This window comes from Erwinia magellanica, from assembly GCF_039023495.1.
Lineage (GTDB): Bacteria > Pseudomonadota > Gammaproteobacteria > Enterobacterales > Enterobacteriaceae > Erwinia.
In genome coordinates, this window is sequence record NZ_JBCHVC010000001.1 from 1,039,054 (window position 1) to 1,053,813 (window position 14,760).

Annotated in this window: 16 protein-coding genes; 5 read left to right on the top strand and 11 right to left on the bottom strand. The window is 52.1% G+C overall.

Translation table 11 applies throughout. From position 1 onward, the window contains the following. Positions 1 to 514 precede the first annotated feature (514 nt). A complete protein-coding gene (locus AAH450_RS04785) occupies positions 515 to 2,386 on the top strand; it encodes an ABC transporter ATP-binding protein (RefSeq protein WP_342909150.1) in 1,872 nt (623 codons plus the stop codon). Continuing rightward, positions 2,383 to 2,748 carry a hypothetical protein gene (locus AAH450_RS04790; RefSeq protein WP_342909151.1) on the top strand — a complete coding sequence of 122 codons (366 nt, stop codon included), beginning with the start codon at positions 2,383 to 2,385 and terminating at the stop codon, positions 2,746 to 2,748. The genes AAH450_RS04785 and AAH450_RS04790 overlap by 4 nt, the downstream gene beginning before the upstream one ends. A gap of 9 nt (positions 2,749 to 2,757) precedes the next feature. Here AAH450_RS04790 and idnD read toward each other — a convergent pair whose 3' ends face one another. The 8 genes from idnD to AAH450_RS04830 all read right to left on the bottom strand — a co-directional run bounded on the left by idnD (position 2,758) and on the right by AAH450_RS04830 (position 8,568). Beyond that, positions 2,758 to 3,822: an L-idonate 5-dehydrogenase gene (gene idnD, locus AAH450_RS04795; RefSeq protein WP_342909152.1), complete on the bottom strand. Its 1,065-nt coding sequence runs from the start codon at positions 3,820 to 3,822 to the stop codon at positions 2,758 to 2,760. 25 nt (positions 3,823 to 3,847) lie between these two features. Continuing rightward, positions 3,848 to 4,393, bottom strand: a complete 546-nt coding sequence (locus AAH450_RS04800; protein WP_342909153.1) for a GNAT family N-acetyltransferase — start codon at positions 4,391 to 4,393, stop codon at positions 3,848 to 3,850. A 78-nt stretch (positions 4,394 to 4,471) separates the two neighbouring features. Further along, complete coding sequence (locus tag AAH450_RS04805; RefSeq protein WP_342909154.1) at positions 4,472 to 4,747, bottom strand: hypothetical protein; 276 nt, start codon at positions 4,745 to 4,747, stop codon at positions 4,472 to 4,474. 129 nt (positions 4,748 to 4,876) lie between these two features. Beyond that, the gene (gene norW / locus AAH450_RS04810) at positions 4,877 to 6,022 is read right to left on the bottom strand and encodes an NADH:flavorubredoxin reductase NorW (RefSeq protein ID WP_342909155.1); all 1,146 of its coding nucleotides are present in this window, start codon (positions 6,020 to 6,022) and stop codon (positions 4,877 to 4,879) included. A 4-nt stretch (positions 6,023 to 6,026) separates the two neighbouring features. Beyond that, on the bottom strand, positions 6,027 to 7,496 hold the full coding sequence (gene norV / locus AAH450_RS04815) for an anaerobic nitric oxide reductase flavorubredoxin (protein ID WP_342909156.1): 1,470 nt from the start codon (positions 7,494 to 7,496) through the stop codon (positions 6,027 to 6,029). Between the two features lie 207 nt (positions 7,497 to 7,703). After that, positions 7,704 to 8,060, bottom strand: a complete 357-nt coding sequence (locus AAH450_RS04820) for a TehB family protein (protein ID WP_342909157.1) — start codon at positions 8,058 to 8,060, stop codon at positions 7,704 to 7,706. A 13-nt stretch (positions 8,061 to 8,073) separates the two neighbouring features. Then, positions 8,074 to 8,307 carry a DUF2526 family protein gene (locus AAH450_RS04825; protein ID WP_342909158.1) on the bottom strand — a complete coding sequence of 78 codons (234 nt, stop codon included), beginning with the start codon at positions 8,305 to 8,307 and terminating at the stop codon, positions 8,074 to 8,076. A gap of 3 nt (positions 8,308 to 8,310) precedes the next feature. After that, the gene (locus tag AAH450_RS04830; protein WP_342909159.1) at positions 8,311 to 8,568 is read right to left on the bottom strand and encodes a hypothetical protein; all 258 of its coding nucleotides are present in this window, start codon (positions 8,566 to 8,568) and stop codon (positions 8,311 to 8,313) included. Positions 8,569 to 8,719: 151 nt separating this feature from the next. Here AAH450_RS04830 and norR point away from each other — a divergent pair, with 151 nt between their 5' ends. Then, on the top strand, positions 8,720 to 10,240 hold the full coding sequence (gene norR, locus AAH450_RS04835; protein ID WP_342909160.1) for a nitric oxide reductase transcriptional regulator NorR: 1,521 nt from the start codon (positions 8,720 to 8,722) through the stop codon (positions 10,238 to 10,240). A gap of 187 nt (positions 10,241 to 10,427) precedes the next feature. On the opposite strand, the gene AAH450_RS04840 is transcribed toward norR, so the two are convergent. Beyond that, the gene (locus tag AAH450_RS04840) at positions 10,428 to 11,042 is read right to left on the bottom strand and encodes a TetR/AcrR family transcriptional regulator (protein WP_342909161.1); all 615 of its coding nucleotides are present in this window, start codon (positions 11,040 to 11,042) and stop codon (positions 10,428 to 10,430) included. A gap of 124 nt (positions 11,043 to 11,166) precedes the next feature. On the opposite strand from AAH450_RS04840, the gene AAH450_RS04845 reads away from it, so the two are divergent. Next, entirely contained in the window at positions 11,167 to 12,162 is a 996-nt protein-coding gene (locus AAH450_RS04845; protein WP_342909162.1) for an NAD(P)-dependent oxidoreductase, read from the top strand. A gap of 147 nt (positions 12,163 to 12,309) precedes the next feature. Here the strand turns inward: AAH450_RS04845 and AAH450_RS21085 are convergent, their stop codons facing one another. Then, the gene (locus AAH450_RS21085; RefSeq protein ID WP_463322697.1) at positions 12,310 to 12,636 is read right to left on the bottom strand and encodes a PAAR domain-containing protein; all 327 of its coding nucleotides are present in this window, start codon (positions 12,634 to 12,636) and stop codon (positions 12,310 to 12,312) included. 310 nt (positions 12,637 to 12,946) lie between these two features. On the opposite strand from AAH450_RS21085, the gene AAH450_RS04850 reads away from it, so the two are divergent. Then, a complete protein-coding gene (locus tag AAH450_RS04850) occupies positions 12,947 to 13,633 on the top strand; it encodes an N-acetylmannosamine-6-phosphate 2-epimerase (RefSeq protein ID WP_342909572.1) in 687 nt (228 codons plus the stop codon). Positions 13,634 to 13,716: 83 nt separating this feature from the next. On the opposite strand, the gene AAH450_RS04855 is transcribed toward AAH450_RS04850, so the two are convergent. Next, on the bottom strand, positions 13,717 to 14,610 hold the full coding sequence (locus AAH450_RS04855; protein ID WP_342909163.1) for an SDR family oxidoreductase: 894 nt from the start codon (positions 14,608 to 14,610) through the stop codon (positions 13,717 to 13,719). Positions 14,611 to 14,760 lie beyond the last annotated feature (150 nt).

The window sequence follows — 14,760 nt, forward strand, 5'->3', positions numbered from 1 at the left end:
GAATCCCGGATTTTTCCGTCCCCCGTAGCACTCCGTAACCAGATTTCCGTGTCCCTGTTATTTTCCTGGTTAGCTTCTTTCTTCTGACTTTGGCGACCTCGGCGCGTATCTGGTGATAAGATTCAGTCCGATGCCGGGAGCGATGGATATTGCATTCCACTCGCTAATATAAATACACCGGCGTTAAAACCATACGCTTCGAACCAATGGCGGAAATTGGCCGCGCCAATGACACTGAGATGAATAAAACGATACAGCAGGATTTCGTTGATGCATTTATAGCAGCCTGTGGGCTTGGGGAAAAATATGGAATATTGGTTACCTGCAAAATATTGACCAATATTCAACGCCGCTCAAACCGCTTCTGTAATATTGAATTTTCTATTACCTTTTTAGCCAGGCCGGACCACTGTGCCATCTGATACGGAGTTGCTGAAGTTCAGCATCAAGGAAGCATTGCGAGCATAACATTGCGCACAATGCAGTCATTATAGCGTTATCGAAGTGATTCGTTATGATGGCAACTCCGGTTGCCATTATTATTTCCATTGAAGGAAAATATATGTGCGAAAACCTGTTCCGTTTTTTTGAAAATTTACTTAATCCCTTTCAGGATAAGGATGCTGCTTTTCAGCAGCACAAGCAGGGACTGTGGTATTTCATCAAAAAAATTAAAGTTATTGTATTGCTGGTTGCTCTGGCCGGATTGATTAAAGCAGTTGTAGATGTCGGTGTGATCTATACCGTGGGTCTGGTTATTGACTCCCTGAACGGCACGCTGTCATCTGCCCTTGTTTATCAGATCACACAGAACCAGTTACTGATGATTGCCGCGTTGCTGTTTCTGGTCGTTCGTCCGCTCACATCATTAAGTCTGGGATTACTTTGCGATCAGTGTCTCCGTGCCCGTTTCAGCCCGATGGTCCGGTGGATGTTTTACACTAAGGCTGTCAATAATGACCTGGATTTTTTTAACCGTAATCATGCCGGAAAAATCGCGTCATCGGTCTGGCAGGCCGGGCAGGCGGTAACCGAGTTTTTACTCAGCGCACTGCAAATGATATGGGCGAATGTGGCTTACATCATTCTGACTCTGGGATTTATGAGTACTATCAATATCTGGTTTGCGGTAGTGATCATGTTCTGGCTGGTGCTTTACCTCTGCCTTTCGGTGAAATATGCCCCGGAGATCAAAAGGCGTTCCCGTAAATCAGCCGATGCTTCAAACGTGATTAATGGTCATCTTGTCGACATTTTCTCCAATATTATTAATGTGAAATCTCTGTCACCACACGGCGACGATCGCGAATTTGTCCGTGAGAAACTGAGCGATTTTATTGGAAAAAATGAACGCTTCCTACGGGCAATAACTACCGCCGAAACTCTCCTGCTGCTGACCAGTTCCACTGCGATGGTGGCAACCGGATATATTGCTATTTTCTCATGGCACGCGGGTTTGCTCTCGGTGGGCGAAATTTCGGTGGTCTTCGGGCTTGTTTTTCGCCTTGAGGGCCAACTGACCGCTCTGATGGAGCAACTCACTGGCGCGATGCGCGCGCTGGGGCTGTTTAATGCCTCTATTGAAACGGTACATCACCAGAATCAGATGACCGAAGGAAATACCCCAATATCCAGGGATGGCGCCACAGGTGACATCAAACTTTGTGATCTGCGCTTTCAGTATGAAGCCGGAAAACCGGTGATCCGGGGAGTGAATATACATATCCGGCCAGGAGAAAAAGTCGCTATCGTGGGAGAGTCGGGTTCCGGAAAATCCACGCTAATCAGCCTGCTGATGCGGTTTTACGATCCCACCGAAGGAAAAATCATGCTGGATGGTACGGATATCCGGCAAGTATCCCTGAGCGACCTTCGTCATCAGTTCAGCATAGTTACTCAGGATAATGTGCTGTTTAATCGTACTATTTATGAAAATATTACTTTTGGTTGCCGCAACTTCAGCGAAGAAGATGTTCGGGCTGCGGCACAAAAAGCTAAGGCACTGGATTTTATCCTTCAGGCAACTGACGGCACCCATACAGGATTTGAGACCCTGATCGGCGACAGAGGTGTCAGATTGTCCGGAGGGCAGCGGCAGCGGCTCAGCATCTGCCGGGCCATCTTGCGCAATGCCCCTGTACTGATTCTGGACGAAGCCACCTCTGCGCTCGACTCACTGACGGAGGCTGAAATCCGTGATTCACTGAACGAGGCGATGGCGGGTAAAACAGTGATAGCGATCGCGCACCGATTGTCATCAGTGATCGGTATGGACAGGATTATTGTGCTGCATAAAGGTCTTGTAGAGGAAGAGGGTACTCACAATGAGCTGGTTCAACAGGGCGGTAGCTATTACTCCCTGTGGAAAGAGCAGGCCCGTTTATGACGGCAGATTCATTTAAACTGCCCCCGGAACTCCTGGCTTCTTTCGCCTGTCAGTCACAGTGGCATCTGCACGGACGCACGGTAGACGGCCAATGCTGTCGCTCAGTGAATGCAGAACAGGCGTGGTGTCATCTGAATGGCTATGGCCGTGAGGAAATCATCATCGCGTTTGCGGATGATGGTTGTCAGATGGACGTTGTCGCCTCAAGAGCTGACAATAAATTTGCAGCAGCCGCCTTCCTGGAGCAGGGCAGACTGATTTATGCCGAACAAGCGGTCAATGCAGCGCTGGCTATGGATATACGTCAACAGGGTACCCTGGCTTCTCCATACCAACATGGACTGCCGGATACCTCTTCATAAATAAAATCCTTAGCTTGTACCACTTGGTACAGAGCTAAAGGTTATCTGGACTTTGGCCGCCTGACTTTTGTCGCAGGCCATTTGCAGCGCGCTGACCACTTCCTGCTGCGGGAAGACGGCAGAGAGCAGGGGCAGCGGGTTGATGCGGCCACTTTCCAGCCAGCGCACCGCAATGGCGAATTCGTTGATAAAACGGAAGGAGCCAGCCAGCTCAATCTCCTTGACCAGCAACAGACCGAGCGGAAAATCGAGAGAAGCCGCCCCCATCCCCAGCTGCACAATGCGGCCTTTCGGACGGGTGAAACCCACAGTGGAGGCGATGGCAGCAGGCGCGCCAGAGGCTTCAAAACAGAGATCAAAATAGCCGCCGTTCTCCTGCCATTTGTTGGTGGTCTCCTGATCTGTGGGATCAACGGCCTTAGAAGCCCCCATGGCAAGCGCCAGCGTGCGGCAGCGTTCGCTCATATCGGTGGCAACGATTTCCGAGGCGCCAGCAGCAAAGGCGGAAGCGATCACCAGGCAGCCGATAGGGCCGGAACCGGTCACCAGCACTCTCTTGCCCACCAGATCTCCCGCCTGATGCACGGCGTGAAGAGCGACGGCCAGAGGTTCGGCAAAAGCGATAACTCTGGCATCGGCCTCTTCAGCATAAGGAACACACTGCTCAGGACGGACAGCGACATAGCTGGCAAAGCCACCCTGAACATGCGGGAAGAACTGCGCGCTCCCCATAAACTTCATGGTGCGGCAGTGATTCTGTTTACCGGCCAGACAAAATTCGCAGTGATTACAGGGGCTGGAGGGATTAATGGCTACGCGCTGGCCAATTTTCAGCGCACTGTTCGCGGGCGCTTCCGCAACCTGGCCAACGAATTCATGGCCAAGGATCATCGGCTCTTTCAGCACGGACATACCTGCGCGGCCGTGCTGGTAGTAGTGAATATCAGACCCACAGATCCCGCCGCGCTCCACTTTTACCAGCACCTGATCGTCTGAGTATTCCAGCGTTCGCGGCTGATTGCTGACTTCCAGCGCTGCGCTGACCACGGTGGCAGTGACTTCTTGCTGCTTCATGACTCCTCCTCAGGGCTTAAACGGTTCATGCTCTACCTGAAAGCGTAGTCGAGGTAACAGGAAGCGTGGTATCACCCGCACCCAGCGTACACTGCATCATGACGGTATCCAGCCAGCGGCCATGCTTAAAACCAACCGACTTCAGCACGCCGGTCAACTGAAATCCCAGCGAGCGGTGCAGCGCCAGGGATGCCGCATTTTCGCTGTTGCCAATAATGGCCACCACCTGACGAAAACCGTCAGCTTCCGCAAGGTGAAGCGCTTTACTCAGCAGTGCACGACCAATACCGCGACCGGCTGCCTCAGGATGCAAATAGATGGAGTCTTCAAGGGTAAATCGGTAAGCGTAGCGGGGACGGTAGGGTGCAAGGTAGCAGTACCCCAGCACCCGATCCGCTTCCAGCGCGACCAGCCAGTAGCCGCCGCTCTGCAAAACGTTGCTCAGCCTCGACTGCATCTCTTCAGCCGTTGGCGGCTCTGTTTCAAACGTGGCCAGGCCGTGTTCAACATGCCAGGCATAAATCTCTGCTATTCCTGTTATATGACACGGGTGCGCCTGCGTGATTTCCATTATTTTCTCGTAGTTGGTAATGCTATGCCTCTCCTGCCGCTGGCACCTTCTGTGCAGGACTGGCCATTAATCTCTCGGCTAAGGGTTTGTGACGGGCGTGACTTTTATCCCCTCAGCAGGCAGCCACTGATCCCACATTTCCCAGAATACCTCTGCAACGACCTCTTTGAGAGCTTCAGGACGGAAATCCATACCTTTATATGCCGAACCTATTTTTGCATCAATCCGCGCATCGCGTTCATGGGTGCCGAGATTCATAATAAAAAACTCACAGTTCACTGTTAACCAGATGATCCTGCCGCAGGTGCAGGAGGAGGGGTTGTGAAGCGTGATGTCTGTGGTAGTGGTGTTCATAGTAAGGTCATCCCGGTAATTAAAGGGGAGTTAAGGCCGATGATGCACCGGCCTGTTGTTAACGACGCAATCCGCTTTTTCAGGATCAGCACCGACATCCTGCTGCTGTCGCCGGACTCCTTTTGCGGGCTAATGTGTAGCGTTTAGCTTAATTTCTTTGAGCATACTGAATGCCAGCTTCAAATGGTCTTCACTGACCACAAAGGCCCGGAAGATGTCGTTTCCGTCATATCCTTTTGCGATAAGGCCAGCGGCAGATAACGCTATCTCCCATCGGTAAGCAGGATTAGCCGGGTCGCCTGCAAGATGAAGAGGCAGATCGGGCGTTTTAACGTTGATAAGCAGGGTGGGCAGGGTGAGCCTGGCTGCACTACCGGTCAGGTTCCTGGCAAGGGTCATCGCGGCGAGTGTTGCCGGTTGCAGATAGGGCATCAGTTTTCCCCCAATTTCGGCACAGTCACCCAATGCATAAACATCGGCAGCGGATGTTGCGAGCCTCTCATCGACGACAATGCCATGACGCACCTCAATGCCCGCAGCGCGCGCCAGCGTAAGATCCGGGCGTAAGCCGATGGCACACACCACGGTATCAAACGTTCTCTTCAGGCCATTACTGAATGAAGCCTGTATGGCGTCCTGATGTCGGGAAAGTTCACTGAGTTCATTTCTGAAGATGAACTCAACGCCGTTGCTCATTAAACGATTCTGCAAACGGGCAGCAATCTCCGGCGGCAGCAGCGCCGACAGCAGGCTACTGCCGCGCTCCACTACCGTCACAGACTTACCCGCGCGGCTAAAGTCCATCGCAAGTTCTGTGCCGATGAGTCCACCGCCGATCATCAGTACCCGCTTAGCCTCAGCCAGCCCGGAGTGATATTTGCGGTATTCCTGCTGACTGTTCAGCGTGCAGATTAAATCGCTGCCCTTTACCGTCGGAACGATAGCCTGCGCACCGGTAGCCAGCACCAGTTTGTCATAGCGGAAATCGCCAGCGGAGGTTGTAACGATATGCGCTGCGGTATCAATTGCGCTTACAACGGTATAAGGGTGCACTATGATGCGCTGGCTTTCAGCCCACTCTGCCGCGGTCTGCCGGGTCAGTGCATCAGCATCACAACCCCTGGTGAAAACATGACTCAGTTCGGGCTTGCTGTATTCATCACAGCTGTCGGCAGCAAAGAGACGAACCGGCACGTTTTTATCCAGAGAGCGTAAATTTTTAATCAGCTGCCGGGCAGCAAAGCCGGAGCCAATCACAATAATTTCTGCTGACACAGCGTTAGCCCTCGCAGGGATCGAATACGGATTTACCCAGCGCACATCCGGGACATAAGAAATCATCGGGTACTTCTTCCCACGGGGTTCCTGGCGCGACGTTCTGATCTGGCTCGCCCTCTGCCGGATCGTAAATCCACTCACAGACTGTACAGATCATTTTCTGACCGGGCGCTTCGCCCGCTTCAACCATGCATACCCCATTCCCGTTAGCGGGCGCTGCGGCTGCCATAGCGGCGGCGCTGTTATCGGCTACCGGGGCCGGCGCAGGAAGGGGCGATAGCGCCCAGTCACGGGCGATTTTCCGGCCATGCTCCCGGCACGTTTCCAGAGCGGAAAGATCGGGACGCCACTTGGTTTTAAGGGCGATGGTCATATCAAAACCGGCATCCTGCAAACGGGTCGCCACACGATCTACCGCACCGCCCGTCCAGCCATAAGAACCAAAGGCAGAAGCGCGTTTATTGCGGAATTTCAGGCCGGTCATCTCTTCAAGCATCCCCGCAATTTTTGGCATCATCACGTTATTCATGGTGGATGATCCCACCAGGATGCCTTTAGAGCGGAAGCAGGAGGTGATAATTTCGTTCTTGTCATGGCTGGAGACGTTGTAAACCTTCACGGCGACGCGCGGATCGATTTCCCGGATACCCTGAGCGATCGCTTCTGCCATCCTGCGCGTATTGTCAGACATGGCATCATAGAAAAGGGTGATCCGGTCTTCCTGATAATCGGCAGCCCATTTCAGGTAAAGCTCAATAATCTGTGCAGGATTATCGCGCCATACAACGCCGTGGGAAGTAGCAATCATGCTGACCGGCAGGTTGAAACCAAGAATTTCGTTAATTTTCGGCGTCACCAGGCGGGCAAAAGGGGTAAGAATATTGGCAAAGTAGCGCTGGCACTGGTCAAACAATTCGTTCTGGTCAACTTCATCGTTGAACAGATGTTCATCGCAATAGTGCTGGCCAAAGGCGTCATTACTGAACAGCACAGCATCTTCAGTGATGTAGGTCATCATGCTGTCAGGCCAGTGCAGCATGGGCGTTTCAACGAAGATAAGCTTTTTACCGTTACCGATATCGAGTGAATCACCGGTTTTAACGATGTTGAAATTCCATTCAGGATGATGATGATGCCCGTTGATGGAGTCGACGCCGTTTGCGGTGCAGTAAACCGGTGTTCCAGGGATCAGCGCCAGCAGTTCAGCAAGTGCGCCAGCATGATCTTCTTCCGCATGGTTAATCACAATGGCATCAATGGTTTTAAGATCGATTTCTTCCGCCAGATTGTTAACGAAATCGGTGCGGAATCTGAGATCAACGGTATCGATAAGGACGTTTTTTTCTTCGCGGATCAGGTAGCTGTTATAACTGGTTCCCCGCTGCATTTTGTATTCTTTGCCGTGAAAATGCTCAACTTCCCAGTCTCTTTTACCTACCCAATAAATGTTGTTTTTAACGTGAATATTCATCTGAAGCCCTGTTAACGTAAATTGATTTCACGTAGGGGATTGCATTAAGTGTGCCAGTTTTTAACTAATTGATATCTATGCACTTTACCAGAGTTATTTGTCTTTTTAACAATGGCCATCTTTGTTGTAAATACAAAGCTTTGTTTTAATGACAATGCGTTTGCATAAAAAAACCCGCCGAAGCGGGTTTCATTTATGCGGGTGTGATTAGGATGTCGGGATATGGACTTCACGTTCAAATCCCTCTCCCTCCAGTATTTCATCCGGCGCAGCAAAAAAATCGATATTAAAATATGTGTCATCACTCAGAAGCTCAATGTGATGCCAGTATTGCGGCGGACTGATGCCAAATTCTCCTGCCATAATGGTAAGTTCTGTTTCGTGCTGCTGATCTTGTTCACTGGCGAAACCATAATATTTTACGGCGCCGCGCATCACTGACAGCCTGCCGTAAACGCCTTTTTTAGTGTTGTGATGCTTCAGGAGCGCTTTTGGTACGCTCTCTTTATTCCAGAAAGGGGTGGAACGGGTGTGGATAAAATTTTCCGGGATGAGATAAGTCATTACAGTTCTCCTGTTAATGAATGATGCCGCCGTGGGTCAGCCAGTTACGGCGCTGTTCGGCCAGCTCTTCTTTCTCGCTGGTGTGTCTGAAAACGGCCAGGCGCAGGCGTTGTTGCTGCTCAAATCGCTGCTCACGCGTGAGTCTGTGATCGTCGCTCAGCTCACACAAAAGCACATTCATATCGTGGATCACATTCTTGCGGATGGCGGCATCCACCGCTTCAACGATTTCATCTATGTGTGTCATCTTTTATCCTTGAATATGTAGCTGTTGCAAAATAAGCGCGCCGGCGACCAGCAGAGATAAAGGCGTGTAGGGGATATCCAGTTCCACCCAGGCTTTTCGTCCCTGATATTCAGTTTCGAAACGGAGGCGATCCGGCGCGCTTTGTTTGTATTTCAGGGCTGGCCCCTGGCGATAACCGCCAAAGGCTGCCCATTTCAGCGCTTTGGCGGCACAGGTAATTTGTTCTGCATTAAGCGATAAGGCCGTTTTGTGATTGAACATCGTCACGCTCCTGAAGTGGATTATCTGACCTGATGTTGCATATTACGTGCCATTAATTAAGTTATTGATTTCTGTCAATCGCACAACCGGGAAATTGTTATATATACAATATCGTTATTGTTATAAAAACAATTCAGGTAAAGGTGACAATATGACGTTATCTGTCGGGACGCTGGCTTCACTGGCTGTCGATATTCAGAATGGTGTACGCGGCCGCGATCGTTTTATGCGGATGATTAACAGTATCCACAGCGCGTTAGGCTGTGATGCGACTGCGCTTTTACGTTATGAAAATCAACAATTCCGGCCACTGGCCACAGCGGGTCTGGCACCAGATGTGCTGGGCCGCCGGTTCAGCCTGGAAGCCCATCCGCGGCTTGAAGCCATTGCGCGCGCCGGCGATGTGGTGCGCTTCCCCGCTGAGAGTGATTTACCCGACCCCTATGACGGACTTATTCCTGAACAGGGCGATTTGCATGTACATGCGTGCGTTGGCATGCCTCTTTTTGCCGGACAAACGCTGATTGGCGCTCTGACCCTGGACGGTATGAACGCCACCCAGTTTGATAATTACAGCGATGAAGAATTACGGGTTCTGGCAAGCCTCACAGCGGGCGCGCTGAACAACGCATTACTTGTTGAACAGCTGGAAAAACCGGCCTCTTCGTTTACTCCCCAGCCTCACCGGCCGGAAGAAAATGAGGAGGTTGAAATTATCGGTAAGTCAGCGGCATTAACTCATCTGAAAAAAGAAATAAGTGTAGTCGCCCCTTCCGATCTGAGTGTACTGATAATGGGTGAAACCGGCACCGGAAAAGAACTTATCGCCCAGGCCCTTCACCGACAATCACACCGCGCTGCACAGCCGATGATCTACTTGAACTGCGCAGCGCTGCCGGAAAGCGTGGCGGAAAGTGAGCTGTTCGGCCACGTTAAGGGGGCTTTCACTGGGGCTATACATGACCGGCCAGGCAAGTTTGAGCTGGCAGATAAAGGGACGCTGTTTCTGGACGAAATAGGGGAGTTGCCGCTGGCTCTTCAGGCCAAACTGTTACGCGTGCTACAGTACGGCGATCTACAACGGGTGGGTGAAGATAAGCCCCTTACTGTAGATGTACGGATTATCGCAGCCACAAACCTGAATATGCGCATGGCCGTTACGGAAGGTAAATTCAGGGCGGATCTCTATCACCGCCTGAGCGTCTTCCCCCTGTTTGTACCGTCGCTTAATGAACGTCGTGACGATATTGTGTTACTGGCTGGCTACTTCTGTGAAAAGTGTCGCGTAAAATTTGGTCTGATTAGCGTCGCGCTTAGCCCTGCCTTCAGCGCTATGCTTGCAGCAGCAGAGTGGCCGGGAAATATTCGCGAGCTGGAACATACAATCTATCGCGCGGTGATCATCGCGCAGGCAGAGTCGCACAGCGGCGAAATCATTCTGCTTCCACACCATTTCAATTCAGAGGGCGCCAGACCGGTTTATCCAGCGTCGGTCAACTCGCAGCAGCGTATGCCGGAGATGAGTTTGCATGAGGCGACCCGTCAGTTTCAGTACGGTTACATCAAACAGGTATATGAGAGCAGCGGGCGGGTATGGGTCAAAGCTGCGCGGAAGCTTGAAGTTGATCCTGGCAATCTCCACAGGCTGGCGGTCAAACTTGGTCTGAAGTAAACCCAGAAGAATTAGCTGAAACCTGGGCGGTGCTGCTTTTATCCCGGTTGGTCAATGCTGTTCCGGCTTTGAGTCTGGTTAAGCTGAAGATATTTGCTTAAGAGAAGGCCGCAGTATAAATAGTGGGCCTTGTTGAGATCTTTAAGTTTGCTTTTTTATTCAGAGAGATCAGTACAGTACAAGCTTGTCAGCTTTTACTCTTCTCCATCGCACCACCGATCAGCAAAGCGAAGGAGGTTACTGCTTCATCCTGACTCAGTCGTCCACGGGCGAGCGCAGCGGAAAGAGCCTCTCCTGCGCCAACCAGGCCGATGCAGCATTGCATCAGCGAGCGGGGCGGCATGTCTACATGTGGCGTCAGGACTGAGACGAACATCGCGACGCAGTTATCCAGCAGTTCCTGAAAAACCGCCGACTTCTCTTCACTTCCCGCCAGCGCCGCCCCTACTGAGTGAAACTCATCTGTTTTGTCTGATGCGCAGTTGATGTAGGCGCTGGCAAGCACCTCAGCGGTTTCCTGCGCACTTCTGGGCGTGGTGGTCATCGCCTCAGCAAACGTCCTGACCCGCTCCATATCAATCCATCTGTACAGCTCGATCAGCAAGGCTGAACGAGTGGCGAAATGATCATAAACCACAGGTTTGGAGACCTCTGCGCGCACAGCGAGGTGCCCCAGAGTCAGTCTATCCGCGTTTTCCTCTCGCACGATGAGAAGGGCAGTGTCCAGAAGCTGCTTCCGCCGCTCCGCCTTTGTTAACCTGCGGGAAGGGGAGGCAGGAAGCGGGGTATTGCTCTTTTTCATAATATCTCTCACTGAAACCTACTAAAGGTAGCTCTGTGGCGTAATGAGTGCTACCTTTCCTACTAATGGTAGCTTACCACGTACATAAGGAAACACACCTATGTCATTTGATCCCATACTCCTCTTGGGCGGCTCCGGCGCTATTGGCCACCAGACCGTCCGGGCAATACACGCCACTTATCCTGATCTCCCCCTGCTTATTGGCGGTCGCGAACTGACCAGGGCGCAGAACGCAGCGGCAGAATATGGAGGCGCGGAGGGGGTATTGATTGATGCGGCCTCTGCCGACCTGGGCCTCGGGCAGCGGAAAATCAGTGCTGTCGTCGTGCTTTACAAGGATCCTTCGCTTGCCGCTCTCCGCTTCGCACAATCGCGGGGTGTACCCCATCTCAGCATCTCATCGGGCGTATTCGAGATCGCCCCCGAAATCGCCAGCTTTATGAACGCTCCGGATGCTGCCGCTCTGGTGCTGGGATATGAGTGGCTGGTGGGCGCCACTACTGTTCCGGCGCTCCATCTGACAAAGTCATTCGGTCAGGTGGATGAAATCCGTATTGGTGCGCTGGTCGATGAAGAAGATATTGGCGGTCCTGCGGTCGCTGCTGATTTCGAACATCTTAACCACCTGATGCCTGCGGCGCTTACGCGCCGGGATGGCGTCTATCTGTGGCGTGAGGGCAGTGATACCAGAGTGGTGTTCTCTGCACTCGACGGAACCCAAGTTGATGCCACGGGCTTTTCATCAATTGACGTGGTCGGACTGGCTTCATCAACGGGCGCGCAAAATGTCCAGTTTGACCTGGGGATGGGCATCACTTCGAGCCGACGCCGTGGTGGAAAGTTCTCGACCGAAATCATCATTGATATTTCCGGGCTGGACCTCAAGGGAGAAGCTCTTCATACCCGACATGCCGTCGTGCATCCGGGCGGAGCGGCACAACTGACAGGAATGGGAATAGCCTTGCTCCTTGCACGACTGGTCGGGCTGGATGGAAAGCCACCGGTCAAGGCGGGCCTCTATTTTCCCTACCAGATACTGGATGCATCGCACTATCTGGCGCGTCTGGCACAGGAGGGAGGCCAGCTCCTTGCCCTCCCGACCAATCTCACTTCCCCTTAAAACAGAGAAGGGGCTGATTAAGCATGCAAATCGACAGGGGACTGGCTGGCCCAGTTTTATCGCGTTTCCGGTACCCTGTTTTTATCTCGTGATCAGTTCACACCTGAAAGCCAGTTCTTTAAATCTGATTTTCAGGGTGACTCTTTCTTAGAATGAAACTTGTGCCCCGTGCAATGCCACCGGAACTGCACCAAACTGACAACTCGGTGTCCCTTCGCTGATTGAGCCTGTTTTACCGCAGGTCGGGCAAATCCCCGTCCGGTCACCTTTGCGGAGCGGCGCAGGCGCACCAATCCAAAAAGTATGTTGCAGACTGCTGTAACAGGTTGCTCCTGTGGTTGTCTTGTCCCCATGATGCCCCTGCCCAATACCGTCAACCTCATCCCGCCACATAAAAACCACCTCTTCCGTAAGGGTTATTTCTGGCAATAATACCGCAATATGACACGCAGGAAAAAATGAACTCTGTGGCATGGTCTCCAGGCCGTGCGGTGAAGTCAGCCAGAATCTGACACGGAACGGTGCCTTGCTACGGCCAATCTGCGAAGAACCCTATCCCGTTGCGTCTGCCGCTTCACGGAGAGTGCGTTCCTTACCTGTCGGCGCTATCCGCATGTTCTGCGCAATTCACCTTTGTGTCATAAACTCTAAGTCACCTCGTTTTACCTTATGACCTGAATGTTACCAGCGGCCAGATAATGTTTATCATCACCCTTATACAGACTCCGCTGGCGACCCTTACTACGAACGAAATTAAAAAGAGATCAGCCCTGTGAATCTGTCGATGCTTGATGCGGTAAAAGGAAAATTAATTGTCTCCTGTCAGGCGCTGGAAGAGGAGCCTCTGCACAGCGACTTTATTATGAGCCGGATGGCGCTTGCCGCTCAGGCTGGCGGCGCGGCTGGTATTCGCGCCAACAGTCCGGTGGATATCAGGGCGATAAAACAGACTGTTGATCTGCCAGTGATTGGGATTCTGAAACGAAATTATCCTGACAGTGATGTCTATATCACCGCCACGATGCGGGAAGTAGATGAACTGATAATCGCCGCTCCGGAAGCGATTGCCCTGGATGCCACTTCTCATGCCAGGCCGGATGGCGTATCGCTCTCTCAGCTGGTAATGCAGATCCGCCAGCGTTATCCCCGGCTGTTACTGATGGCCGATATTGCTACCCTGGCTGAGGCAGAAACGGCTTCTTCACTGGGTTTTGACTGCATTGGCACCACGCTTTACGGCTATACCCGCGAAACGGCAGGTAAACTGCTGCCCGATGATGATTTTGCTTTTCTTCGCGCGGTGCTGAGCGTGGTGGATAAGCCGGTTATCGCGGAAGGCAATATCAGCACCCCGGCGATGATGGCGCGCTGCCTGCAACTTGGCGCGCATGCGGTGGTGGTAGGCGGCGCGATAACGCGTCCACAGCAAATTACCGCCCGCTTTGTTGAAGCGTTACCCTCACAAACCTGAAGTCATCTGGCAGAGATCGCAGGCTGCTTAAAGACATAAAAAAAGCCTCCCATGCGGGAGGCTCTTTTTCAGTCGGTCATGGGCTACAGCGTGCCTGTGCCGCCATCGGTGCACCAAACCTGCCCGGAGGTGTAGCTGCTCTCGGTAGAGGCCAGCGTCACATAAAGCGGTGCGATTTCAGCAGGCTGTCCAGGTCGGCCCAGCGGGGCTGAGGCACCAAACTGTTTTACCTTTTCCTGAGGCTGACCGCCGCTTGACTGCAACGGTGTCCAGAATGGGCCAGGGGCGACGGCATTAACACGAATGCCTTCTTCACCCAGCTGTTGCGCCAGAGATTTAGTAAAGGCAACAATACAGGCTTTAGTCTGCGCATAATCCAGCAGAATATCACTGGGCTGATAAGCCTGAACGGAAGAGGTATTAATAATGGAGGCACCGCGCGGTAAATAATCTACTGCCGCTTTAGTGATCCAGAACATAGCGTAAACATTGGTTTTGAATGTCGCATCAAAATCTTCAGTGCTTAAGGTACGGATAGATTCATTAAACTGCTGACGTCCGGCGTTATTAACCAGAATATCCAGACCGCCCAAGCTGGTTGCCGCTTCTTTTACCAGTTTCTGGCAGAAAGCTTCGGTGCGAATATCGCCCGGAATGGCAAAGGCTTTACGTCCTTCAGCTTCAATCAGCTTAATAACTTCAGCCGCATCAGACTCTTCTTCAGGAAGATAATTAATAGCGACATCCGCCCCTTCACGGGCATAAGCAATAGCCACCGCGCGGCCAATACCAGAGTCGCCTCCGGTGATCAAAGCCTTACGGCCTGCAAGGCGGCCCGAACCACGATAGGATGTTTCGCCATGATCGGGGACAGGGATCATTTTACTGGCCAGACCTGGCACTGGCTGTGGTTGCTCCGCAAATGGCGGTGCAGGATAATCCACGGATAAGAGTGATTTTTTATCGTTGCTGGACATATAGAGTTCCTTCTTTATTCATTCGAGTAGCAATAAGCCTGGCACAGATGTGAGGTTTGTCACATATAAACGGAAAAAAAAGCGCGCAGAGCCAAATAATTTTTTCCGTGTCGACCTCAGGTAAATAATTCAACCTTCACTGCACGACTT